This window comes from Sorangium sp. So ce1014 (assembly GCF_051521505.1).
In the GTDB taxonomy this organism is placed as follows: Bacteria; Myxococcota_A; Polyangia; order Polyangiales; family Polyangiaceae; genus Sorangium.
The window spans coordinates 3,450,245-3,474,721 of sequence record NZ_CP150356.1 but is presented as its reverse complement, the minus strand read 5'-3'; the positions used below and the strand labels follow the sequence as shown (position 1 = coordinate 3,474,721).

Annotated in this window: 17 protein-coding genes; 6 read left to right on the top strand and 11 right to left on the bottom strand. The window is 73.9% G+C overall.

The window, feature by feature from the left end; genetic code table 11:
* Window positions 1–9 precede the first annotated feature (9 nt).
* Complete coding sequence (locus WME75_RS13320; RefSeq protein ID WP_437490254.1) at window positions 10–1,362, top strand: hypothetical protein; 1,353 nt, start codon at window positions 10–12, stop codon at window positions 1,360–1,362.
* A gap of 61 nt (window positions 1,363–1,423) precedes the next feature.
* Here the strand turns inward: WME75_RS13320 and WME75_RS13315 are convergent, their stop codons facing one another.
* The 3 genes from WME75_RS13315 to WME75_RS13305 all read right to left on the bottom strand — a co-directional run bounded on the left by WME75_RS13315 (window position 1,424) and on the right by WME75_RS13305 (window position 4,817).
* A complete protein-coding gene (locus WME75_RS13315) occupies window positions 1,424–2,647 on the bottom strand; it encodes an MFS transporter (protein WP_437490252.1) in 1,224 nt (407 codons plus the stop codon).
* 194 nt (window positions 2,648–2,841) lie between these two features.
* Window positions 2,842–3,951, bottom strand: a complete 1,110-nt coding sequence (locus WME75_RS13310) for a Kazal-type serine protease inhibitor family protein (RefSeq protein ID WP_437490250.1) — start codon at window positions 3,949–3,951, stop codon at window positions 2,842–2,844.
* A gap of 134 nt (window positions 3,952–4,085) precedes the next feature.
* Window positions 4,086–4,817: a hypothetical protein gene (locus WME75_RS13305; protein WP_437490249.1), complete on the bottom strand. Its 732-nt coding sequence runs from the start codon at window positions 4,815–4,817 to the stop codon at window positions 4,086–4,088.
* A gap of 137 nt (window positions 4,818–4,954) precedes the next feature.
* Here WME75_RS13305 and WME75_RS13300 point away from each other — a divergent pair, with 137 nt between their 5' ends.
* The 3 genes from WME75_RS13300 (at window position 4,955) to WME75_RS13290 (ending at window position 11,546) form a co-directional block, all read left to right on the top strand.
* Entirely contained in the window at window positions 4,955–10,189 is a 5,235-nt protein-coding gene (locus WME75_RS13300; RefSeq protein WP_437490247.1) for a sigma 54-interacting transcriptional regulator, read from the top strand.
* 342 nt (window positions 10,190–10,531) lie between these two features.
* On the top strand, window positions 10,532–10,978 hold the full coding sequence (locus tag WME75_RS13295; protein ID WP_437490245.1) for a BON domain-containing protein: 447 nt from the start codon (window positions 10,532–10,534) through the stop codon (window positions 10,976–10,978).
* Between the two features lie 22 nt (window positions 10,979–11,000).
* A complete protein-coding gene (locus tag WME75_RS13290; protein ID WP_437490243.1) occupies window positions 11,001–11,546 on the top strand; it encodes a DUF3341 domain-containing protein in 546 nt (181 codons plus the stop codon).
* 69 nt (window positions 11,547–11,615) lie between these two features.
* On the opposite strand, the gene WME75_RS13285 is transcribed toward WME75_RS13290, so the two are convergent.
* Window positions 11,616–12,215, bottom strand: coding sequence for a cysteine hydrolase family protein (locus WME75_RS13285; protein WP_437490241.1), 600 nt, complete (start codon window positions 12,213–12,215; stop codon window positions 11,616–11,618).
* 247 nt (window positions 12,216–12,462) lie between these two features.
* Here WME75_RS13285 and WME75_RS13280 point away from each other — a divergent pair, with 247 nt between their 5' ends.
* A complete protein-coding gene (locus tag WME75_RS13280) occupies window positions 12,463–13,392 on the top strand; it encodes a Ku protein (RefSeq protein WP_437490239.1) in 930 nt (309 codons plus the stop codon).
* Between the two features lie 157 nt (window positions 13,393–13,549).
* The gene (locus WME75_RS13275; RefSeq protein ID WP_437490237.1) at window positions 13,550–14,758 is read left to right on the top strand and encodes a putative sensor domain DACNV-containing protein; all 1,209 of its coding nucleotides are present in this window, start codon (window positions 13,550–13,552) and stop codon (window positions 14,756–14,758) included.
* Window positions 14,759–14,786: 28 nt separating this feature from the next.
* Here WME75_RS13275 and cheB read toward each other — a convergent pair whose 3' ends face one another.
* Genes cheB through WME75_RS13240 form a run of 7 tightly spaced genes read right to left on the bottom strand, consistent with a single transcriptional unit; the run spans window position 14,787 to window position 24,444 of the window.
* Window positions 14,787–15,821 carry a chemotaxis-specific protein-glutamate methyltransferase CheB gene (cheB, locus tag WME75_RS13270; RefSeq protein ID WP_437490235.1) on the bottom strand — a complete coding sequence of 345 codons (1,035 nt, stop codon included), beginning with the start codon at window positions 15,819–15,821 and terminating at the stop codon, window positions 14,787–14,789.
* The gene (locus tag WME75_RS13265; RefSeq protein WP_437490233.1) at window positions 15,818–16,648 is read right to left on the bottom strand and encodes a CheR family methyltransferase; all 831 of its coding nucleotides are present in this window, start codon (window positions 16,646–16,648) and stop codon (window positions 15,818–15,820) included. Before WME75_RS13265 ends, cheB begins: the two co-directional genes overlap by 4 nt.
* Before the next feature lie 10 nt (window positions 16,649–16,658).
* On the bottom strand, window positions 16,659–19,016 hold the full coding sequence (locus tag WME75_RS13260) for a HEAT repeat domain-containing protein (protein ID WP_437490231.1): 2,358 nt from the start codon (window positions 19,014–19,016) through the stop codon (window positions 16,659–16,661).
* Entirely contained in the window at window positions 19,013–21,550 is a 2,538-nt protein-coding gene (locus WME75_RS13255; RefSeq protein ID WP_437490230.1) for a methyl-accepting chemotaxis protein, read from the bottom strand. Before WME75_RS13255 ends, WME75_RS13260 begins: the two co-directional genes overlap by 4 nt.
* Complete coding sequence (locus WME75_RS13250) at window positions 21,540–21,977, bottom strand: chemotaxis protein CheW (RefSeq protein ID WP_437490228.1); 438 nt, start codon at window positions 21,975–21,977, stop codon at window positions 21,540–21,542. Before WME75_RS13250 ends, WME75_RS13255 begins: the two co-directional genes overlap by 11 nt.
* Window positions 21,974–24,064: a chemotaxis protein CheA gene (locus WME75_RS13245; RefSeq protein WP_437490226.1), complete on the bottom strand. Its 2,091-nt coding sequence runs from the start codon at window positions 24,062–24,064 to the stop codon at window positions 21,974–21,976. Before WME75_RS13245 ends, WME75_RS13250 begins: the two co-directional genes overlap by 4 nt.
* Window positions 24,061–24,444 (bottom strand): response regulator transcription factor, encoded by a 384-nt coding sequence (locus tag WME75_RS13240; protein WP_437490224.1) that lies wholly within the window; start codon window positions 24,442–24,444, stop codon window positions 24,061–24,063. Before WME75_RS13240 ends, WME75_RS13245 begins: the two co-directional genes overlap by 4 nt.
* Window positions 24,445–24,477: the final 33 nt, after the last annotated feature.

Below are 24,477 nucleotides of genomic sequence, written 5' to 3'. Positions count from 1 at the left end.
AGGCGATCGATGCGAACGACGACCCTGCCCCTCCACGCGCGCGGCCTCTCGGCCGTCGTGCCGCTCGCGTTTTCGCTCGGATGCGCGGCAGAGGAGCCGGAGCCGGCGCCGGAGCCGACGTTCTGGCAGGACGTCGCGCCGATCACGGCGTCCAAGTGCACCGCATGTCATCAGGAGGGCGGGCTCGCGCCCTTTCGCCTGGACGACTACGTCTCGGCGAAGGCGCGCGCCGGCGCGATCGACGACGCGGTGCAGGGCGGTCATATGCCCCCGTTCCTCGTGACGCACGACGGCTCGTGCGGCGACTTCGAGGACGAGGAGACGCTCACCGCCGAGGAGCTCGACATCCTCCATCGCTGGGCGACCGGGGCGCGCGCCGAGGGGGATCCCGCGGGCGCGCCGCCCGCCCCGCCCGCGCCCACGCTCGAGGGCGGGGTCGACTACATGACACCGCCGATAACCCCCGTGGCCGACCCTGAGAACCCCCTCGCGGCGCACGACGAGTGGAGGTGCTTTCAGGTGGACCCGGGCCTCGACGCCGACCGCTTCATCACCGGATATCAGGTGACGCCCGGGGTCCGGGCCATCGTTCATCACGTCACGATCTATCGGGTGACGCCCACGGAGGCGTCCCTGGTGGAGGGCAAGACGAACCAGGATGTGATGACGGAGCTCGACGACGCCTCGCCGGACCGGCCCGGCTGGGAGTGCTTCGGCGGGCCGGCCGAGGGGATGCCGTTCCAGCCCTTGCTCGCCTGGGCGCCCGGACAGGTCGTCGTCGATTTCCCCGGCGGCACCGGGGCGCCGGTCAGCGCGAAGGACCATTTCGTCGTCCAGGTGCATTACAACCTCCACGATCACGCGGGCGCCGGAGCCGAGGACTCGACGCGCGTCCGGCTCCGCTACGAGGACACCGTGGAGCGGCGCGCCGTGTTCATCGGGGACGACGGCTTCCTCACGACCCTCTTCGAGCCGGACGGCCCGGACTCGCTGCCGCCCGGCCAGAAGGACGCCGCCACCACGTGGCGCAGGACGCGGGCGGAGCTCGCGCTCGACCCGGCGCTGCCCCCGATCGAGGTGCTCGGCGTGATGCCGCACATGCACGAGCGCGGGCGCACCTTCGACACGCGCGTGACGTCGGGAGAGCAGGAGAGCTGCATCGCGCGCGTGGAGGACTGGGACGTCCACTGGCAGGGCATGTACTGGTACCGCACGCGGCCGCTGCTCGACCCGAGCTCGTCGCTCGAGGTGACATGCACCTTCGATACGCGCGACGCCGAGGAACCGGTCCTCCCCGGGTGGGGCACGCAGAACGAGATGTGCAACCTGAACATCCTTGTCGCGCTGCCGATGACGCCGTGACGTCGCGGCCGCCCCATCCCCCGCGGCGACCCGGAGAAGCGCAGGTCACCGCGAGGTCTGCTCAGCCCGCGCCAGCCCCTCCCCCTCCGCGCGCAGCGCGCGCGCCCCGCGCCGCCCCGGCCCACAGCAGGCCGAGCGCCGTCGCCGACATCGCCCCGCCCGCCGCGCACACCCCGAGCCACCCCCAGCGCGTCCAGGCCGCCGTGCCGAACCACGCCCCGGCCGCCCCGCCCACGAAATAGGTGGTCATGTAGATCGTGTTCATCCGGCTGCGCGCCTCGGGACGCAGCGAGTACACGCGCGCCTGGTTCGAGATCTGGTTGGCCTGCGCCCCCAGATCGAGCAGCACCACGCCGAGCGCGATGCCCCACAGCCAGGATCCGAGCCAGAAGAGCACGCCGAAGGACGCGAGCAGCACCCCGATCGCAAGGGCGTTGATCCGGCGATCGCCGCGCACGTCCGCGTACCGGCCCACGAGCGGCGCCGCGGCGGCGCCGGCCACGCCCACGAGGCCGAAGAGGCCCGCGACCTGCGGGCCGTGGCGCTCAGGCATGCTCTGGAGATAGAGCGCGAGCGTCGCCCAGAACGCGCTGAAGGCGCCGAAGGTGAGCGCGCCGAGCGCGGAGTGCAGCCGCAGCACGGGCTCGGTCCGGGCAAGGCGCCCGAGCGAGCGCAGGAGCTCCGGATACGACATCGCCGCGACCGGCGGCTGCGCCGGCAAGGCCAGGCGCAATATCGGGCCCTGGGCGAGCATCAGCCCCGCCGCCACCCAGAACATCGCGCGCCAGCCGAGCTGCGTGCCGACGAAGCCGGCCACCGTGCGCGACAGGAGGATGCCAATGAGCAAACCGCTCATCACCATCCCCACCACGCGCCCGCGCTGCTCGTCCGGCGCGAGCTGCGCCGCGAACGGCAAGAGCAGCTGGGGCACCACGCTGGTGATGCCCACCGCGAAGCTCGCCGCGATGAGCCACGGCAGATCCGGCGCGAGCGCCGCGCCGAGCAGCGCGAGGCTCGCCAGCGCCGCCATGACGACGATGAGCCGCCGCCGCTCGTGGCTGTCGCCGAGCGGCACGAGGAGGAGCATCCCCGCCGCGTAACCCACCTGCGTCATCGTGGGCACGAGCCCGAGCGAGCCGCCCGAGGCGCCGAGATCACGGCCGATGTCACCGAGCAGCGGCTGGTTGTAATAGAGGTTGGCCACGGTGGCGCCGGAGGACGCCGCCATCAGCCAGACCAGCCCGAGGCGCAGCGACCGGGGAGGAGGCGTGGAAGAGGTCTGCATGGGAAAGGAGGGCAGCGCAGGCATACGCCGCGCGCCCTCCCGGTTCAATCGCCCAGACCGCACCCACCGGTCCGGCGTTCCGTGTTCAGGCGGGGACGAGGCTCTTCGGGGGAACCCCGCGAAAGAAGAGATACAGGACCTGTCGCGTCGGCGTCACGGGAGGCGCGGCGCGGCCGGCCCCTGTCGGCGCTCGCTCACCGGCGCTCAGGGCACTCGCCGAGCAGCGCCACCGACACGCCCGCCGCGTGCGCGTTGCACTCGTTGCTGTACGTCTTGTCGTCGCAGCCGCAGACCGGGGTGTAGTCGTCCGTGACGCACACCTCCGGGATCGTCTCGCAGACGCCCGTCTGATCGGCCGCGCCGCAGAGGGCCTCCAGGCTGTAATTGCAGAACTCCCCGCGGTCGCACTCGAGGCCCGCGATGCCGCCGCAGTGCTGCACCGGAGCCGTCTCGCACTCGCCGCGCGACGCCACCGACATGCCCGCCGAGGCAGCGGAGCACGCGTTGCCGTACGTCTTGCCGTCGCAGCCGCAGACCGGATCGTACTGGAACGTGCACGCCTCCGGCATGGGCGCGCAGGTGCCCGGCTTGTCGGAGATCCCGCACTCGGCCTCGGGCGGGAAGCTGCAGAAGAGCCCGGGCCCGCACGCCTCGGCGCCGCGGGTGCCGCACACCGCTCCCGGAGCCTTCTCGCACTCGCCGGGCGACGCGACCGAAATGCCCGCCGCGTTCGCGACGCACGCGGTGCTGTAGGTGTTGCCGTCGCAGCCGCAGACGGGGTTGTACTCCTTCGTGCACACCTCCGGGATGGGCGCGCAGCTGCCCATCTGATCGGCCGCGCCGCACATGGCGTCGGGCGCATAGTCGCAGAAGAACCCGGGGTCGCACGCGAAGCCCGCGATGCCGCCGCACTGCTGCGCCGGGGGCGGCTCGCACTCGCCGCGCGACGAGACCGACACGCCCGCCGAGTTCGCGGCGCACTCGTTGCCGTACGTCTTGCCGTCACAGCCACAGACCGGGTTGTACTCCTCCGTGCACGCCTCCGGCATGCGCTCGCAGGTGCCCGTCTGATCGGCCGCGCCGCACATGGCCTCGAGCTCGTAGTCGCAGAAGAAGCCCTTCTTGCACTCGAGGCCGAGGAGACCGCCGCACGCACGGCTGCCGCCCCGCACCTCGTCGGAGTCGGAGCCGGTGTTGTCGCCGGTCATCTCGACCTGACAGCCCACCGCGAGCGGGATCATCGACAGCGCGAGCCAGAGAACGGAACCGATACGGCTGCTCTTGATGCGATTCTGAACGTTCATGATGTTCCTCCAACATGGCCTCGCCGTCACCGGCGAGGCGAAAGACATGCACGAGCCCCTCCCCTCGCGAGGAAGGGCGCCTCTGCGCCGCGCACGGGCGCGGCGCGTGATCCGTGGGTCGCTGCCCCGACCGCTCAGTCGGGGAGCGTGAGCGTCAGCGCGCGGCGCCCGGGCTCGGGCGCCGTGACGTCGAGGAAGAGCACGTCCTCGAGCTCGCCCCCGTCGCCGTCCGCGCGCACGGTGACGACGGTGGACCCGCCCGCCGGCACGACGAACGGCGCCTCCGGGCTGACGCTGAACGGCCCATCGCCGCGGCGCAGGCGCGGCGCCTCGATGGACACGTCGCCGGCGCACGCGTTGCGGACAACCACGTCGCGGGAGCCGCCAGCGCCCTCGAACGAGACCCAGGCGGCCGGCTCGACCTCGAGGCACAGCAGGTGATCGAGCGTCTTCTGGGTCCCGCTGATGGGCGACCCCGCGAGCAGCAGATCCGCCGGCTCGGACCGGAGCTCGCCCTGCTTCACCTGCATCCGCAGGACCTGCTCCGTTCGGGCGGTCAAGATGGCCACGAAGCTCCCGTCGGGGTTCACGTCGGCGAGCACCGGCGCGTCGAGCGCGTCGAGGTTCGTCACCACGATCACGCCCCCCGCCGGCGTGACCGCGCCCGCCTGGCCCACGAGCCGGATCTGGTCAGCCAGAATCATGACGTCGCCCGACACGCCGACGAGCCCCCCGTCCAGGATCGGCTCGCGAACAGGCGGGCTCGGCTGTGGGCTCACGACACAGCCGCCGAGGAGCACCGCGAGGAACGCCGAGACGACCGCGCCCCGCCGGTCCCCGTGTCTGCCTGTCGTCCGCGTCGCCATGCTTACCCCTTCAGCAAACACGATGCCGAACGCGGTTACGACGGAAAAACAGCAGAAATCATCGTGAAACCTCAGGCACAGGTGTCTCATAAACCGTCTCGCTGTCTCAGGTGGCACATTCGTGAGACACTGTGCGGATGATCCCAGCCGAGGGGACGCTTGTCGCCCGCCGCTACCGCCTGCTCCGCCCCCTGGGGCGAGGGGGCCTGGCGACGGCGTGGCTCGCGCGCGACGAGGCGCTCGGGCGCGATCTCTGTCTCAAGCTGCTCCGGCGCGCGCGCACCGCGGAGCGGGCGGCGCTCCGCGGCGAGTTCAGGATGCTGGCGGGCCTGTTCCATCCGCACCTCGTCCGGGTGCACGACTTCGGCATGCTCCGGGAGACCGGAGAGGCGCGCTTCTACTTCACGTCGGAGGCGGTGCTCGGTGCGCCGCTCGACGAGTACGTGGCAGGCCGGCGCTTCGAGGAGGTGCGCGCCGCGATCGTCGACGTGCTCGACGCCCTGCGCTTCCTCCACCGAGCGCGCATCCGGCACGGCGACGTGAAGCCGGCCAACATCCTCGTCGGCGCGTCGGGGCGCGCGGTCCTGATCGACCTGTCGTGCGCGGCGCGGGTCGGCGGGAGGACCGACGACGGCGTCTCCGGCACCCAGGGCTACGTGGCGCCGGAGGTGATCCGCGGCGAGCCGGCCGACGGCCGCGCGGACCTGTTCTCGCTCGGCCGCACCCTCGGCGCGATCGCCCCGCTGCTCGCGGAGCCGCTGCCGGAATCAGCCTCCGCGCTCGTCGAGCGCCTCGTCCGGCCCGAGCCGCGCGACCGCCCGGCCGACGCGGGCGAGGCGCTCGACTGGGTGGGCGCGTCGCCGCGGGCCGTGGCGCCGCCGCCGCCGGAGCCGCCCCACCTCGTGGGCCGCGACGCCGAGCTGCGCGCCGTCGCCGAGGCGCTCGCCGCGCTCGAGCGCGGGGAGAGCGGGCCGCGCCTCTGCGTGATCGCCGGGGAGCCCGGCTGCGGGAAGAGCCGCCTGCTGCGCGAGGCGAAGTGGAGCGCCGAGCTCAGGATGGAAGCGGTGGAGGGGTTCGCGCGGGCCGGCGCGCCGGTGGCCTCGATGCTCGGCCGGGCGACCGGCGAGGAGGCGCTCCCCACCGGCGCGCTCGGCGCCCTGCGCGCGCACGAGCGCCTCACGCGCGCGCGCGCAGGCACGGGGGCGGAGCCGCTCGTGCTCGTGCTCGACGACGCCGACGAGGTGACCGGGGCGGACCGGGAGATGCTCGAGGCGCTTGTGCGGCTGCTGGGCCCCGACGATCCGGTGCTTGTCCTGGCGGCCGAGCGCATCCCGCACGGCGGCGGCCGGGCGCCGCTCGCCGCCGTGGCCGCCGAGGCGGGGCGGAGCGCCCGCGAGGTGGCGCTGCCGCCGCTCGGGCGCGAGGCGGTGCAGCGCTGGATGGACGACATCGGGCTGGGCGACGCGACCGAGGTGGTGCTGCGGGCGAGCGCCGGGTGGCCCGCCGACCTCGTGGTGATCGCCGGGCGGCTCGCGGAGAGCGGGGACATCGCGGGGCTGGACGCGACGACGCCCGGGGCGAGCGCGCGCTACGCGCTGCGGCTGCGGGGGCTGGGGCGGCCGCTGCGCGACGCCGTGGCCACGCTGGCCGTGCAGGGCGGCGCGGTCGCCGACGAGGAGCTGCCGTCGCTCGGGCTGCCGGTCGCGCACCTGGCCGAGCTCGCCGCCCGCGGCGTGGCCGCGCGCGCCGCAGGGGGCTGGACGCTGACGCGCGCCGGGCCGATCGCGGCGCTGCTGGCGGCGCTCGGCGGCGAGGCGGTCCGCGCGGCGCACGCGCGGGTGGCGGCGGCGTTCCCGTCGCGGGTGGAGCAGCAGGTGCTGCACCTCGCGCTGTCAGGCGACGCGGCGGCCGCCGAGCGGCTGTTCCTCGGGCGCCGCGCCGAGCGCGAGGCGGACCCGGAGGTGTGGGCCGCGGCGGCCGAGGCGCTGCTCGAGACGGCGACGGGGGCGGAGACGCGGCTGGAGATCGCGTCCACGTTGCAGCGCGGGGGCCGCGCGGCGCGGGCCCGCGAGGTGCTGGAGCCGCTGCTCGCGGAGGGCCAGGCCGCCGCGCTCGGGGCGCGGCGGGGGCAGGCGCTCGTCCGGCTGGGCGCGTGCCTGCTCGAGCTGGGCGATCCGACGGCGGCGCTCGCGCGGGTCGACGAGGCGGAAGCGGCCTGCGGGGAGGCGTCGCCGCTGTCGCCGTTCAGTCCGCGCGAGCGCGCGGGCCTCGCCGACCTCGCGGGCCGGGCGCTGCTGCGGCTCGGATCCCACGCGGAGGCGCGGGCCCGCGCCGAGCCGGCGCTCGCCTTGTGCGACGACCCGGAGGTGCTGGCGAGCCTGCACGAGGACGTCGGCGTCGCGGCGAGCTACCTGGGCGAGCGGCGGCTCGCCGGGCTGCACCTCGGGCTCGCCGCCGGGCTGCACCGCGACCGGCGCGCGCCGCGGGCGCTCGTGCGGGCGCTGTCGTACCAGGCGATCGACGCCTTCCGCGCGGGGGAGGTCGAGGCGGCGCTCGCCGGCTACCGGCAGGCGCTCGCCACGGCGGAGGAGCACGGCCTCGGCGACCTTGTCGCGCGCTGCAGCCTCAACGTGGGTACGGCATGCCACCAGTCGGGCGAGCTGGGCGAGGCGCTCGCCGCTTACGAGCGCGGGGCGCGGCTCGCGTCGGCCCTGGGCCAGGCGGACCTGGTCCTCGTGCTCGACTTCGATCTGGCGAAGCTCTGGGCGGACGTGGGGGCGTTCGAGCGGGCGGCGCGCGTGGCGTCGCGGGTGGAGGCGGAGGCCGCGCGGCGGGGGGCGCCGTTCTTCGCGGCGGCCGCGGCGTCGGTGCTCGGGGACTGCGCGCTCGCGGCGGGCGACGCCGAGGAGGCGGCGCGCTGCTTCGAGCGGTCGCGGGGCGGCTTCGAGGCGCAGGGCGCGCAGCGCGAGGTCGTGGAGGAGGAGCTGGAGCTCTGCCGGGCGCACCTCGCGCGGGGCGCGCTGGGCGACGCGCGCGCCGCGCTGGCCCGGGCGCGCGAGCACGGGGCGGTCCGGGAGGCGCCCGACCTCGGCGCGCGCGCGGCGCTGCTCGAGGGGCGGCTCGCGCTGCTCGACGGCGAGGGCGACGGCAACCCCGGTCAGGGCGGCCTCAACCTGGGTCAGGCCGCCAACCCCAACCTGGGTCAGGCCGGCGCCAACCCCAACCTGGGTGGGCCCAACCCCGGTCAGGCCGGCCTCAACCTGGGTCAGGCCGGCGCCAACCCCAACCTGGGTGGGCCCAACCCCGGTCAGGCCGGCCTCAACCTGGGTCAGGCCGGCGCCAACCCCAACCTGGGTGGGCCCAACCCCGGTCAGGCCGGCCTCAACCTGGGTCAGGCCGCCAACCTCAACCCCGGTCAGCCCAACCCCGGTCAGGGCCTCGCCGCGGCCCAGGAGCTCCTCGAGCGCGCCCTCGGCCTCGCCGAGCGCGCGGCTCAGCCCGACCTCGTCGCGGACGTCCGCCTCGCGCTCGCCGACGCCGCAGAGCTCGCGGACGCGCCCGTGGCCGCGGCGGCGCAGCGGGAGCGCGCGACCGCCGCCTGGAGCGCCATGGCGCGCTCGCTCCCGGAAGCGCTCCAGCACGCCTTCTGGATGCACCCCCGCCGCCGCGCCGCCCGGCCCGCGCCGGCCGAAGCAGCGGCGCCGCCCGGGGCCGCCGACGCGCAGGCGCAGCCCGCGGCGGAGCGCGCGGCCAAGCTCGAGCGGCTCCTCGCGATGTTCCGGAAGCTCAACTCCTCCGTCGAGATCGCCGACATCCTCGCGATGGCCATGGACGCCGCCATCGACCTCACCGCCGCGGAGCGAGGGTTCCTGCTGCTCGAGCAGCCGGGCGGCGAGCTGCGCGTGACGGTCGCGCGCAACGTCGACCGCGAGAAGGTCGGCAGGAGCCACCTCAAGTTCAGCTACAGCATCGCCGAGCGCGCCATCGCGACGCAGGAGCCCGTGGTCACCGTCGACGCGCAGGACGACCCGCGGTTCCGCGAGCACGCGTCGGTGCACGCCATGCGGCTCCGGTCGGTGATCGCCGTGCCGATCCGCTCGCCGGACGGCGTGCTCGGCGCGCTCTACCTCGACAACCGCTTCCGGCGCGCGCGCTTCGCCCCCGACGACGTCGACCTGCTCCTCGCCTTCGCCGACCAGGTCGCGCTCGCGCTGCGCAACGCGCGGCTCGTCGACGACCTGCGCCGCCGCACCGTGGAGCTCGAGGCCGAGCGGCGCCGCGTCGAGGAGCTCCTGCGCGGCCAGGCCGCCGAGATCGACCGGCTGCAAGAAGAGGTGCTCGTCCGCCAGCAGGCCCTGGAGCACCGCTACGACTACGGCGCCATCGTGGGGCGCGGCCCCGCGCTCCGCGCCGTGTTCGCGACGCTCGACCGCGTGGTCGACACGCCGGTCAGCGTGCTCGTGACCGGCGAGAGCGGCACCGGCAAGGAGCTCGTCGCGCGCGCCATCCACTTCGCCGGCCCGCGCAAGAGCGGCCCGTTCATGGGGATCAACTGCGCCGCGCTCCCCGCCGCGCTGCTCGAGTCGGAGCTCTTCGGGCACGTCCGCGGCGCCTTCACGGGGGCCGACCGGGACCGGACCGGCCTCGTGGTCGCGGCGCGCGGCGGCACGCTGTTCCTCGACGAGCTGGGCGAGATGCCGCTCGAGGTGCAGGCGAAGCTGCTCCGGGTGCTCCAGGAGCGGGAGGTGCGCCCGGTCGGCAGCGCCGAGGCCGTGCGCGTGGATTTCCGCCTCGTCTGCGCCACGAACCGCGACCTGCTCGCCGAGACCGCGCGCGGGCGCTTCCGCGAGGACCTCTACTACCGCGTCGCGGTGGTGCAGATCCGCCTGCCGCCGCTGCGCGACCGGCTGGAGGACCTGCCGGAGCTCGCGCTCCACTTCGTGCGCCGCGCCGCCGAGCAGCTCGGCCGCCCGGCCCCGCAGCTCTCCCGCGAGGCGCTGCGGCGCCTCGGCCAGCACGGCTGGCCGGGCAACGTGCGCGAGCTGGAGAACGTGATCACGAAGGCGGTGGTGTTCTGTGACGGCCGCAGGATCAGCCCCGGCGACGTGGATCTGCCCCGCGCGCGGGAAGGCAGCGGCCGCGGCGCGCCGCGCCCCCTCCAGGACGAGCGCGCCGCGCTGCTCGCGGCGCTCGAGGGCACCGGCTGGAACGCGCTGCAGGCCGCGCGCGAGGCGGGCATGTCGAGGGCGACCTTCTACCGGAAGCTGCGGCGTCTCGGGATCCACCGTCCGACAGAACGTCCAGCGGACCGCTCAGCGGAGCGCCCGGCAGAGCACCCGAGCGACCGCCCGGCGAGCCCTCGCGACGACTGAGCGCCTCCGCGCAGGTCCGTGTCCGCCGCAGGCATAACAGCGCACCTCGGTTTCGTCCGAGAAGTCAAGATCTCCTGACTTGGCGCGGCCGGCACGGGGCAGTTCGCCTCACCTGGGGCAGTCCCGCCTCGATCCACGCAGAGGCCACGCATGAGGCCACGCATGAGACTGCCAGTCGCTTCGCGTCGCTGCCACGCGCGCGGGCGACGCGTCCACGGTGCAGCGCGACAAATACAACTCATGATCAGAAGTGACGGGGTTCATGGTCCGCCCCGACCGCAGCCGTGCACCGACAGGCGCCCTCTGCCCGAGGTGGCCCGGGCCTTGCGAGGGCACCGGGTCATGGACACAGTGAAACTCTTCTTCATGACGTCTCTCTCGATCGCCGCGGCGGTCGGCTGCGACAGAGCAGAAGGCACGCCTCGTTCGGACAACAACACCGCGACGGTGCCGGGTGAGGTCGCCCAGCGGGCGAACAACCCGACGCCGGCGGCCGCCGACAACACGGAAAAGAACGATCGCGATCGCGACCCGGCCGCGCTGACCCCCGGGGATCAGGGCGAGAACGAGGCCGACCGCACGATCACGCAGAAGATCCGTCAGGCGGTGGTCGCGAGCGACGCGCTGTCGATGAACGCCAAGAACGTCAAGATCATCACGAGCGGGCAGGTCGTCACGCTGCGCGGCCCGGTGAAGAGCGACAAGGAGAAGGCCGATATCGCCGCGATCGCGCAGGGGATCCCGGGCGTCCAGCGGGTCGATAACCAGCTCGAAGTTGACGTTGACTGAACCAGTCCGAAAGGAAGACACCATGGCAACAAAGAAAGCGGTCCTGGGCCTCGTGAGCACGCTCGCTCAGGCAGATAGCATCGTCGGCGAGCTCCAGCGCGCCGGCTTCATGACCAGCGATATCTCGGCGCTGTTCCCCGACAAGCACGGGACGCGGGACTTCGCGCACGAGAAGAACACGAAGGCGCCCGAGGGCGCGACCGCGGGCGCCAGCGCGGGCGGCGCGCTCGGCGGGACCATCGGCCTGCTCGCCGGCATCGGCGCGCTCGCCATCCCCGGGCTCGGCCCCTTCATCGCGGCCGGCCCGATCATGGCGGCGCTGAGCGGCGCCGCGGCGGGCGCGGCGGTCGGCGGCGTGACCGGCGCCCTCATCGGGCTCGGCATCCCCGAGGTCGAGGCCAAGCAGTACGAGGGCAAGATCAAGGGCGGCAACATCCTCATCTCCGTCCACGTCGAGGACAGCAACGAGCGCGCGCTCGCCAAGCAGGTCCTGGAGCGGGGCGGCGCGACCGACGTCGCGGTCCTCAGCGAGGAGGGCATCTCGTCGAAGCAGCGAGCGCTCGCCTGAGCGTGACGCCCTGACGCAACACGTGACCTCGGGCAGCTGCCCGCCGGACGCCCGGCCCCCCCGGAGGCGTCAGGCGGGCAGTCGCTCGAGGTCGACCTCGTCCGACGGCGTGATGTCGGCCTTGAGGAAGCGCTGCATCTGGTGGAGCGCATAGCCGTTGTCTTCCTCGCTCTCCGAGGCGATGCAGTCCGACGGGACGAGCAGCCGGTAATCGCGCATGTAGGCGTCGTTCGCCGTGAACAGGACGCAGATGTTCCCCGCCATGCCGGTGAGGATCAGCGTCTGCACGCCGAGCGACTCGAGCAGGATCTCCAGCGTGGTGCCGTAGAAGCCCGAGTGCTTGGGCTTGAGCACGAAATAATCGTCCTCTCCGGGCCGCAGCAGCGCCGCGATCTCCCGGCCGCGGGTGCCCTCCTCGAGGCAGTGCTCGATCTGCCGGTGGAAGTTGGATTGCCAGCGGCCGAAGTTGTCGTTCACGTAGACCGTGGGGATGCCGGCGTCGCGACACCGCTGCTTCAGCGCGCGGATGCGGTGCGCCATCGGGAGGGCATGGGCGAGCAGCCGGTCACCTTCCGGGAAGTCCAGGTCGTTGATGACGTCGATGAGGAGGAGCGCGGTCCGGCTGTTGTCCGGCGCAGCTCCGTGGAGGTCGTGGGCCCGGCGCGGCATGTCGATCGCTGTTTATACAGCGGGCCCAGACAAGCGGGGCAGCAATCGCCACGCCCGAGGCCCGCTGTAGCGAAACGCGACGCCGGGCCCCGGCGGCGCCGCGGCGCGGCCGACGCCGAGCGGCCGGGACGGGCGCGACGCGCGGGCTCGAGCCGTCGGCCGCCGGCTTGCATCGTCTCCTGTCACGGACCTGAAACGGACCTCTTGGGTCGCCTCTTGGGTCGCCTCTTGGGTCAAAGGAGAGCGCATGCCTCGCAGCATCTGGAAAGGGAGTATCAGCTTCGGGCTCGTGCAGATCCCGGTCGCCCTCTACGCCGCGGAGGAGCCCAACGAGCTCCACTTCACGCAGCTCGACAGGCGCAACATGACGCCGATCCGCTACGAGCGCGTGAACCGGGAGACCGGGGAGCCGGTGAGCTGGGACGATATCATCCGCGGCTATCCCTACGAAAAAGGCGAGTATGTCGTCATGTCCGACGAGGACCTGCGCCGCGCGAACGTGGAGGCGACGCAGACCGTGGATATCCTCGACTTCGTCGATGCCTCGGAGATCGACCCGATGTACTACGAGAAGCCGTACTACCTCGCCCCCGCGTCGCCGAACAGCAAGAAGAAATCGTCGGTCACGGCGTACGTGCTCCTGCGCGAGGCCCTGCGGAAGACGGGCAAGGTCGGGATCGCGAAGGTCGTGATCCGGACGCGCGAGCACATCGCCGCGGTGCGGCCGCACGGCCGCGCGCTCGTGCTGAACCTGATGCGGTTCGCGCACGAGCTCCGCTCGGATGAGGAGCTCGACCTGCCCGAGATGGATATCGAGGGCAAGGGGCTCGGCAAGCGAGAGCTCGAGATGGCGGAGCGGCTCGTGGCCGAGATGGCCACCGAGTGGAAGCCGGAGAAATACAAGGACGAGTACCGCGACGACGTGATGAAGCTCATCGAGAAGAAGGTGAAATCCGGCCAGACCACGACGCCCGCGGAGCCCGAGGAGGAGGAGGACCACCGCCGCGACACCGGCACGGTCGACCTCATCGCGCTGCTCAAGAAGAGCCTCGGCCAGAAGGGCGCGAAGCTTGCCAACGTCGCAAACGACGACAAGCGGGCCGACGACGCCGGCTCGAAGGTGCGAAAAGCAGCGACCCCGAAGAGAAAGGGGAGCGGCTCGCGCCGGGCCGCGTGAGGCCACACGGCTCGCCTCGTAACGATTCGTGAGAATTCATGACAATACCGGCCTGCGCAGGCGTCGCATGGTAGCGCGCCGCGCTGCGACGCCGAGAACGAGCCCACGTGCAGCCCGTCGGCCTGACCGGCGGCGCTCGGGATGATAGAACGAGCTCATGCGCCTCAAGTATCCTGCGGATGTCACGGCCGCATTTCTCGAGCTGCAGGAGCAGCCCGAGCTCACGGCGCAGAAGCCGGCTGGCGCCGCCAGCGTCGCCCCCGACGCGGCGTCGCCGCCCCCCTTCGCGACGGTCCTGACCGAGCTCATCGAGACGATGTTCTTCGCGTCCATGGCGACGGAAGAGGGGCGGCTGAACCCGGTCGGCATCGTGTTCGCCGAGAGCCTCGCCGACCTCGAGCTCGACGAGCCCGCGTGGGATCTCGTGCGCTTCGGCTCCGCCATGGCGTTCGACGTGGAGCACGTGGCCAACTTCGCCTCCGCGTGCGCATGGCCGCGCTCCTTCCTGTCCGTGGTGCCGCTCGACGGGTCGCTCGTGATCGCCGGCATCGCGACGCCGCACGGCCGGCGTTCGTTCGACAGCGATCAGCTCGTGCGCATCGTCGTCCCGAAGCCCGGTGTCGTGGCCGTGTACCGCGGTGAGTGGGAGATCGTCCGCTACGAGCGCGGCGCCGTGCGGACATGGATGTCCAAGAGCCGGCCACAGCTGGACTCCATCGCGAGGACCGTCCTCGGGGACCACGGCAGGCCGCTCGTCCGCCAGGTGCGCAGCTATCTCCTCCGCATCGTCGACGGGATGGTCGAGCTCGGGCGCGGCGGGCTCGTCGCCGTCCTGGGCCCGGGCGAAGGCCTGCCGCAGCTCTTCGGCGAGGAGGGGAATCAGCTCGACACCGAGGTCAAGCGGCTGGATCCCGCCCTGTGCCTCGGCGCGGCCATCCTCGACGTCCACGAGAGCCATCCGCCGAGCGAACGGCGGCAGGCGCACGGAAAGCAGCCCGCGACACCCGGGCAGGCGCGCGGCTCGGACCACGCGATCAAGGGCGCCGAGCGCATCAACCGGCTGCTCGACCTCATCGTGCGGCTGACGACCGTCGACGGCGCGGTGGTGATGAGCCATCCCCTCGACGTGCTCGCGTTCGGGGCGAAGCTGCCCCCGCCGAGGGCGATCATCTCCGAGGTCTTCGCCGCGACCCCCGACCAGAGGATGGATGCGAGCCTGAGCCTCGACGCGCGCGGCACCCGCCACCGCGCGGCGGCGGCGTTCGTGGCGGGGTACCCGGAGCGGATCGCCTTCATCGTCTCCCAGGACGGCAACGCGGCCACGTTCCAGGAGATCGAGGGAAAGGTCGTTTACTGGCCGCTGTGACGGGCGCGACGCGCGACGTCACGCGCCGTCAGAGGTGCCGCACGATGGCCGCGGGCATCTCGTCGATCGACGCCTGCGCCGCGGCGAGCCCGGCCTCCAGCACGCGGCGGGGCATGCCGTAGACGACGCAGGACGACTCGGCCTCGACGAGGATCTTCCCGCCGGCTTTGTGGATCGCCCGGGACCCCTCCAGGCCGTCGTCCCCCATGCCCGTCAGCACGACCCCGAGGACGCCCGACCCGAACTCGGCCGCGGCGCTCGCGAAGAGCAGATCGACCGACGGGCAATAAAGGGACGCCTTGGCCGCCTGGGCGAAGCGGACGCTGGCGCGCTCCCGCTGGCGCCGGACCTCGAGGTGCGTCCCCCCGCGCGCGATGACCGCGAGCCCGGGCCGGAGCTGGAGATCGTCCGATGCCTCGACGATCGAGAGCGCGCTCCCGTCGTTGAGGCGGCGCGACAGCGACTCCGTGTAACCCGGGGGGATGTGCAGCGCGACGACGAGGGGGGCCGGGAAATCGCCGGGCATCGCCGCGAAGAGCCGCGTCAACGCTTGAGGGCCGCCGGTCGACGTGCCGACCACGACGAGGCGCGTGCGCGGCAGCGCGGGGATCGCACCCGGCAGGGGCGGCGGCCGCGGGCGAGGCGCTGCCTGGTGGACCCTCGCCTCGGCCGCGGCGAGCACCTTGCGGACCAGCTCGTTCGAGAGCTCGAAGAGACGATCGGTCGCGAGCGACGTCGGCTTCTCGACGAGATCGACCGCGCCCTGCTGGAGCGCCTCGACGCCGAGATCGCTGTCCGCCTCGGAGTTGCTGACCACGACGACCCGCGGCGCGCCGTCGCGCGGCAACGACCTGAGCACGCCGATGCCGTCGAGGTTCGGCATCACGAGGTCGAGCGTGACCACATCCGGCTTGTAGCGCTCGATCTTCTCCAGCGCGTCGAGGCCGTCCATGGCCGTATCGACGACCTCGATCGAGGCGCTCGCGCCGAGGACCTGCCGCAGCACCTTGCGCACGAAGGCAGAGTCGTCGACCACGAGCACGCGGACAGCCGGGATCTTCATTGCGCGGTCTTCCGGTAGAAAAACACGCCGCCCCGCTCCTCGCAGCGGAGCGCGGTGCCGAGCCGCAGCAGCGACTCGGAGACCCCGACCAGGAGGAACCCGCCCGCGGCGAGCGCCCCCGAGAGGTGATTGACCACCCACCGCGCCGTGTTGTCGTGAAAATAGATGAGCACGTTGCGGCAAACGATGACATCAAACTGCCCGAGCGACGTGACGTCGGGCGCCGCGAGCAGGTTGATCCGCCGCCAGTCGATCGCCCCCTGGAGCTCGGGCCGCACGACGACCCGATCGGGCGTCACGTCCAGCCACCGGCCGGCGAACGGAGGCGGCCGGGCGTTGCTCCGGAGCGAGCGCGGCCCGAACACGCCGGCCCGGGCGCGCGAGAGCGCCCGCTGGCTGATGTCGCTCGCCACGAGATCGACCTTGTCACGCAGGCCCCGCTCGGCCAGGAGCATCGCGATCGTGAACGGCTCCTCGCCGCTCGAGCAGGCCGCCGACCAGATCCGCGGCCGCCCGCCCGCCGCCACGCGGGGCGCGATGAGCTCCGAGACCGCGACCTCGAGCTGCGCGAGCTCGCGGAAGAAATACGTCTCGCCCACGACCAGGGCGTCGATCAGCGCGTCCATCTCGGCCGCGCCCGCCGGGTCGTAGCGGAGGAAGTAGTAGTAATCGAGCAGCGAGTCGAAGCCGGCGTCGAGGGCGCGCACCGCGAGCTTGTCGCCGAGCAGCTCGCGGTCGCCGGCGTCGTAGTGGATGCCGATCTTCTCGGCGATGAGGGCGCTGAAGATCGCGAAGATCTGCGGAGAGATGGGGAGGCGGCTCGTCATGCCCACGGCGTCATGCCCACTGCGAGAGGACGGACGCGGCCACGCGTCGCACCTCCGGATCCGGATCGGCCCGCGAGGTGAGCTCGACCGCCGCGAAGCCCTCCCGCGTGGCCACCGCGGCGAGCGTCGTGGCCGCCGCCTTCCGCGCCGGCGCGTGCGGCAGCCGGAGCGCCTCGAGGAGCGCCGCGTGCGCCGCCGGCAGCCGCATCCGCGCGAGCGCCGCGGTCAGGACGGGCGCGAGCTCGTCGTCCGCCGCCGCGAGCGCGTCGAGGAGGCCCTCGATGCGCCCCGGCACGGGCGTGGACAGCGCGGCGGGGAGCGGTCCCTGGGCCTGCGAGGCGGCGAGCAGCGCGATGAGGCTCCTCGTCGCGTCGACCCCGGGCCGCCCCGCGATGAAGCTGGTCGCCGCCGCGCGCACGCTCTCGTCGGGGTCGCCCGCCGCGCGCACGAGCGCCGGCAGGACCTCGGGCGACGAGAAGCCGGAGATCGCCGAGACCGCGACGAGCCGGGTCGCCACGTCCGGGGACGAGAGCGCGCCGAGCAAGGTCGGCAGCGACGCCTCCCGCCCGGCGATGCCGAGCCCGATCAGCGCCGAGCGCCGCATGTCCGTGTCGCTCGCCCGGGCGGCCTGCTCCAGCGCCGAGAGCGCGAGGTCGCCCTTGATCGCCGACAGCGCCTCGATCGCCGCCACGCGCACCTGGCCGCTCTCGTCCCGGAGCCGCTCGGCGATGAGCCCGGCCGCCGCCTCCCACCCGAGCTTTCCCAGCGACTGGCACGCGTAGTAGCGGACCCACGCGTCGTCGTCGCGGAGCCCCACGAGGAGCGCCTCGACGACGCGCGGCGCCCGCTGCGACTGCCCGAGCGCCCGCATCGCCACCGCCCGGACCCGCTCCGAGGCGTCGGCGGCGAGCACGACGAGCGCCTCGATCGCCTCCGGCTGCGCGAAGGACGCGAGGCCGTGGATCGCCCGCTCGCGCGCCCGCAGATCGGGATCGCGGAGGCCGTCGAGGAAGATCGGCAGCGCCGAGGGGGGCGCGAAGTAGCCGAGGATCCGCAGCGCCGTCCGCCGCGCGGCCGGGGTCCCCTCGCGGGCCGCGGCCAGCGCGAGCGCCTCGACGTCGGGGCCGCCCAGGCACTGGATCGCGGTCGTCGCGGCGTGGACCACGCGGGGGTTCGGGTCGTCGAGGAGCTGGAACAGCGCGCGCGCCGAGCCGGGCTCCGAGATGCGCGCGAGCGCGTCGCACGCCGCCGCGCGGACCTCCGGGTCCGGATCCGCGAGGCACTGCTCCACGTCACCCGCGGCCGCGACGCCCCGGACGAGCGGCAGGAGCAGGAGCCTGCGGGAGCTGTCGCCGTCGCGCAGCGTCGCGAGCACCCGGGAGTCCGCGCTCCGGGAGAGCTGGAAGAGCGCCTCCGCCGCGGCGCTCGCGACGGGGGGATCGGCGTCGAGCAGGCGCGTCAGATCGAGCAGGACGTCCTCGCCCCCGATCGCGCCGAGCACGCTGCAGATGACGGCCTGCTCGGCCGGATCCGCCCCGGCGAGGCTCTGCGAGAGCCGCCGCGCGGCGCCGGGCGCCGGCGCCTCGCCCCGGAGCGCCTCGTCGATCGGCGCGGCCGTCCCGTAGCGCTCGCGGTACCGCTCGCGCAGCTCGGCGAGCGCCACCGCCGCGACCCGCGCGACCGCGTCGCTCGGGCGCCCGAGGAGGCGCATCAGCGGCGCCACGGCGCTCCGGCTGCAGGTGCGGCCGAGCGCCCGGGCCGCCTCGAGCAGGTAACGCGGATCGTCCAGGAGAGCCACGAGCGGGCCGATCGCGCGCGGGTCGCCGCTCCGGCCCAGCACGTCGATCGCCGGAAAGACACGGAAGAAATTTCCGCTGGTGACGGCCTCCACGAGCGCGTCGACCGCCGACCTGCCGCCGACGCGGCCGAGCGCCTCGATCGAGGCGACCGCCACGTTGTCGTCGGCGTGCGACGTGAGCTCCGCGAGCCGGGAGACCGCCTTCGCGCAGCTGCGGCGCCCGAGGACCTGCGCCGCGTCGGCGACGATCGCGGGGCGAGGGTCCCGCGTCAGCGCGAGCACGGCGTCGTCGACGTCGCCGAGCGACGCGACGAGCGCGTCGACCGCGGCGGCGATGCGCGTCTCGCTGTCGCGCCGCGCGGAGAGGCACGCGCAGAGCGGCGCCACCGCCGCGTCGCCGAGCGCGGCGAGCGACGCGACGACAGCACGCCGCACGGTCCAGCTCGGATCCGCGAGCATCTCGACGAGCGTCGGCACCCCCAGCGTCCCGGAGGCGGCGAGCCGATCCACCTGATCGACGCGCCGCCGCTCCGCCTCCGAGACCGCGAGCGCGGGCCGCCGAGAGCTCACGAGGTCTCCGGCGCGGCGTGGGGCTGCCTTCCGTTCGCCCTGAGGTGCGCGATCGCGGCGGCGACGCCCGCGACCGCGTCCACGTGCTCGGCGCTCGCGTGCCGGATCCTGCCGACCTGCTCGAGCACGTGGCCGGCGTCGGCCGCGACCGCGCCGGATTCCCTCGCCTGCCTGGCCGCGGCGGCGACGATCTCCCGGACCGGGTCGCGCAGGCGGGCGAGCGACGCGGCGTGCTGCTCGCTCCTGGCCGAGAGCTCGGCGGCCCCCCTGGCGATGCCCTGGAGCGACGACGCGTGCCGGCTCGCGCCCGACGCGAGCGCCGCGACGGACTCCGCCTGATCGGCCACCGCCCGCGCCGTCTGCTTGGCGATCCGGCGCACGGACTCCCCCTCCTTCGCGAGGGACGCCGTCGCCTTGCTCTGATCCGCCGTGGCGGCGGTCACCGCCGCCGCGAGCCGCGCGACCTGGCGGGCGGACGCCTCCAGCTGCTTCGCGGCCCGCGCCTGCTCGCCGCTCCCGCGCGCCGACTGGACCGACAGCTTCCGGATGTCATCCATGGCGCGCGACACCTCGGTCGCGCCGCCGGCCTGCTCGGCGAGGCCGGCGACCATCCGCTGCGACGCGCCCGAGACCTCCTGCGTGAGCGCCGTGATCCCGGCCAGGGCGCGGGTCTGCTCGACCATGGCGGTGCTGGTCTGATGGGTCAGCGAGCGCATCTGCGCGGCGACCTTCGCGAGCTGCGATGCGCCCGTGGCCTGCTCCTCCATCGCCCGCGACACCCGCTCGGCGCTCGACGTGAGCTGCGCGTTCACCTTCACGGCGTCGCGCAGCGCGCGCGCCTGCTCGGCGGTCGCCTCCTTCGTCTGCCGGGCCATGCGCCGCATCTCGGAGCTCGCCTGCGCGAGCGCCTGGACCGCGTTGGTCTGCTCGGCCGCGGAGCGCGCGACCGTCCTGCCCTCCTCGCTCATGCGCGACGCGGTCTGGGTGAGAGAGCCCACCGCCTGCACCTGATCGGCGTTCGCCCGGTCGATCTCGCGGATCGAGCGGCCGAGCTCCTCGACCCCCTGCAGGATGGACGCGAGCGCCCGCTCGGCGTCGCCCGCGAGCCGGGTCCCCTCGTCGGCCACCTTCACGCCCTCGGTCGAGGCGGCCACCGCCTCGCGGGCGCTCGACTGGAGCGCGCGGACGATCTTGGCGATCTCGGCGCTCGAGACGGCCGCGCGGTCCGCGAGGTTCCTGATCTCCTCGGCGACGACGGCGAAGCCCCGGCCGTGCTCCCCTGCCCGCGCGGCCTCGATGCTCGCGTTGAGCGACAGGAGGTTCGTGCGGTCGGCGATCAGGTTGATCGTCTGGACGATGTCGCCGATCTCCTCGGCCCGCTTGCCCATCTCCTTCATGACCGCCGCGGAGTCGGCCATCGCCTGCCGGATGCTCCCGAGGCCGGCGATGGACCTGCCGACCGTCACGGCGCCCTGGCGCGCGGTCGCGACGCCCTGCTCGGCGGTCGTGCGCGCGGTCTCGACGATGGAGACGATCCGCCGCGTGGAGGCCTCGACCTGCGACGAGGCGGCGGCGTTGCCGGCCGCGAGCCCGCTGATCTGCTCGGCGCTCTGCGAGACCTGCTGCGCGGTCCGCGCGAGCTGCTCGGCGGCGACCGCGTTGGCCTCGATGGTCGCCGCGTTCTTCTCGGCCGTGGCCGCGACCTCCTCGACCGAGCTCGCGATCTCGGTGATCGTGCTCGCGGTCAGCGAGGCGCTCGCGTCGAGCGCCTTGGCGCTCTCCGCCACCCCGCGGATCGACCGCGCCATCTGCTCGGCGGTCGCGGCGGTCTCCTCGACCGCGCTCGCCATCTCGACGGCGTCCCGCGCCACGCGGTCGAGGGAGCCGCTCACGCCCGCGACGGTGCCGGCCATGGTCGAGATCTGCGCCCCGACCGCCCTGGCGTCGGCCGAGAGGCGCGCGACGCCCTTCGACATCTCCTCGATGGTGGCCCCGATCTCCTCGAGCGCCGCGGCGCTGCTCTCGCCGCGGGCCGCCGCCTCGTCGGCGGCCCCGCTCGTCACCGAGACGGAGCCGAGGAGCTCCTCGCTGGAGGACGCGAGCTCCTCGGCGCTGGCGCTCACCGCCTTCACCGAGCGGGCGAGCTCCTCGAGCGCCGCCGCCGTCGTCTCCGCGGAGCCGGCGAGCGCGTCGGCGTCGCCCTTCACGCCGGCGAACGCGGGGGCGAGCGCGCCGAGGCCGCTCGTCATCACCTCGGACCCCTGCGCGACCTCGGCGACGGCGTCGCTGATCCGCTGCCCCGATCGGGCGAGCGCCTGCGCCGCCGCCCCCGCCTCCTCGAGCTCGCCGGCGAGCGCCCCCGCCGCGGCACCCTGCTGCCTGCCGGAGGTGGCGTGCTCGGCGCCGGCGGCGGCGAGCCGCGCGGCCGCCTGCTCGGCGCCGGCCACGGCCGTGGCCGCCTGACGGAGCGAGTGCTCGGTCTGCTCCGCCCGCGCGAGCGCTCCGTCGATGTCCGCGATTGCATCAACTGCCATGATCCTGCTCCTCACCGATGATCCTGCCGACGTCGACGAGCATGACGAGCCGCTTCCCGAGCTTCGCGACCGCCCTCACGAACCCGGCGCTCTCCTCCGCCATGACCTCGGGGGGCATCCGCAGCTCGTCGGCGCCGATGTGGACGACCTCCCGCGCGCTGTCCACCAGGAGGCCCACGGTGCGGCCGCCGCTCTGGACGACGATGACCCGCGAGTCCAGCGTGGGCTCCACGGTCGGGAGCCCGAAGCGGGCGCGCAGATCCACGACCGGCACGACGCGGCCCCGGATCTGGATGAGGCCGCCGACGTACGACCGCGTCCCCGGCACCCGGGTCGCCCCGGTGAACGACTCCATGTGGAGCACGTCCGCCGCGGAGATCGCGTACTCGGTGTCCGCCACCTTCAGGACCACGTGCAGATCGTTCATGAGGCCACCCGGACGAGGCCGGCGCGGCCGCCATGGCCGGAGGAGAGCCTGCCGCTGAGGTTCACGAGATCGAGGACGAGCGTGGGGCGCCCGTCGCCGAGATCGGTCGAGCCGCACACGCCCGGCACCTTGACGAGCGGGTCCTCGAGCGGCCGCACGACCACCTCTTGCTGGCCGAGCACGCGGGTCACGCCGAACGCGAAGGGCGCGCCGCTGCGCCGCACGACGAGCGCCCTGCTCGCGGACGAGGCCCCGAGCTCGAAGAGCGCGGCGAGGTCGACGAGCGGCACGACCTCGCCGCGGCGCTCGATCAGCTCGGTCCCGCCCCGGGCGCGGCCCGCGGCGGGCCCCCGGTCCCGGCCCGCGGCGGGCAGCTCCGCCCCGCCCCGGGTCGCGCCCGCGACCGGGCCGCGGAAGATGCGGGCCGCGTCGATCTCCAGGACCTCCTCCACGCCGGCGACGGGCGTCACGAACGGCTGGCCTGCGCACAGGAAAGAGAAGGCGTCCACGATGGTCAACGTGAGCGGGATCCGCAGGGTGAAGGAGGTGCCGGCGCCGCGCGCCGTGCTCACGGAGAGCTCGCCGCCGAGCTGCTCCACGGCGATGCGCCGCACGATGTCCATCCCGAGGCCGCGGCCGCTCGTCTTCGTCGCCTGGTCGAGCGTCGACAGCCCGGGCAAGGTGATGAGATCGAGCAGGGCCGCGTCGCCGTCGGGCGCGGGGCGGCCGGCCCGCGCCGCCACCCGCGCGCGGTCGATGCCGCGCCCGTCGTCGGCGACGCTGAGCTCGAGCTGGTTGTTGGAGCGCTCGAAGCAGGAGACCCGGACGACGCCCTCCTCGGGCTTGCCCAGCCGCCGCCGCTCGGCGGGCGGCTCGATCGCGTGATCGACCGCGTTGCGGAGCAGGTGCACGATCGCCGGGAAGATGCGCTCCGCGACCGCCTTGTCGAGCTCCGCCTTGCCCGCGTCGATCTCGATCCGGACCTGCTTGCCCGTCGCGCGGCCGAGGCCGCGGACCACGAGCGGCACGCGCTCGAGGAGCTCCGTCACCGAGATCATGCGCGCGCGCATGATGGCGCCGCGCAGGTCGCGCAGCTGGCGGTCGTGCTCGCGCAGGATCTCGGAGAGGTCGCGGGTGTCCACCCCGCGGGCGCGCAGCTCCGCGGCCGCCCGGGCGAGCCGGAACCGCGTGACGACGAGCGCCGACAGCTTGTCGAGCGCGTCGTCGAGGCGCGCCACCTCGACGCGGACGACGCCGCGGAGCTGGGGCTCCCGGTCCGCCGGATCGTCCGGATTGTCCGCCGTGAGGGCAGCGACGGCCAGCGGGACGGGGGGCTCCACCGTGAGCGCGCGGACGCCATCGGCGCCCGCCGCCCGCGCGAGCTCCTCGTCGGTCGCGCTCGTGAGGACGAGGAGCGCGAAGGTGATGCCGCCCGGGGCCCTGTCGCTGGCCGGGACCGAGAGCGGGACGACCTTGACGATCTCGGCGAGCTTGCCGACGCGCTCGCGGACGGTCGTGATGTTCATCCCCTCGGCCGTGCGCGCCGGCGACGGGATGAAATCGACCCGCAGCGCGCGCCGCCCGCCGGCCACGCCCTGCGCGAGCTGCACCCGCTCGCCGGGCCCGAGCTTCGCGAGGATCTCGGGATCGGCGCCGATCGTCGGCCCGGGGGGCGACGGCGAGGCGGCGAGATCGAGCGCGGAGAGCGCGTCGAGGAGCGCGGGCGCCGCGGGCGGCACCGGCTGCTTGCCGGCGAGGGCGCGGGTCCGCTCCTCGATGGCCCTGAGCCCGCGGAGCAGCACCTCGATCGACGACGTGGAGAGGCTCCCGGCCGCCCTGTCCGCCGCCCGGAGCACGGTCTCCATCGCGTGGGCGATGTCCACGATCGGCTCCACGCCGACCATGGCGGAGAGGCCCTTGATGGTGTGAAGAGACCGGAAGAGCTCGCGGATCGCCCTGGGGTTCGACTCCCCGGAGCGGAGGGCCGCCTCGACGGCGAGGAGGTTCGCGGTGGACGCGGAGAGGTGCTCTTCTACCTCGACGAGGTAGCCGGCCACGAACTCGTTGACGTCGAGCGCGTCGCTCATCCGGTGCTCGCGACGCCCTCCCCCAGGAGCGCTCGCACGCTGGCCAGGATGGCGTCGGGAGTGAAGGGCTTCGTCATGAACTCCGAGGCCCCCGCGCCGAGCGCGCGGACCCGGGACTCCTCATCACCCCGGGTGGTCACCACCAGAATCGGCAGGCTCCGCAGCTTGTCCTGGCCCCGGATGAACTCGATGACCTCGAGTCCCCCGATATCGGGCATGTTCAGGTCGAGCACCACGAGATCGAACGGCCTCAGCGAGAGCGTCTCAATCGCCTCGAGCCCGCTCGCCGCGTGCGCGAACCTGTACGGCTCGGCCCGCAGGCAGGCCACGACCATCTCACGCATCACCCGGCTGTCATCGACGACGAGGATCTCTGCCACAGCGGTACTCGGTCGAGGGAATAGCTGGCATGC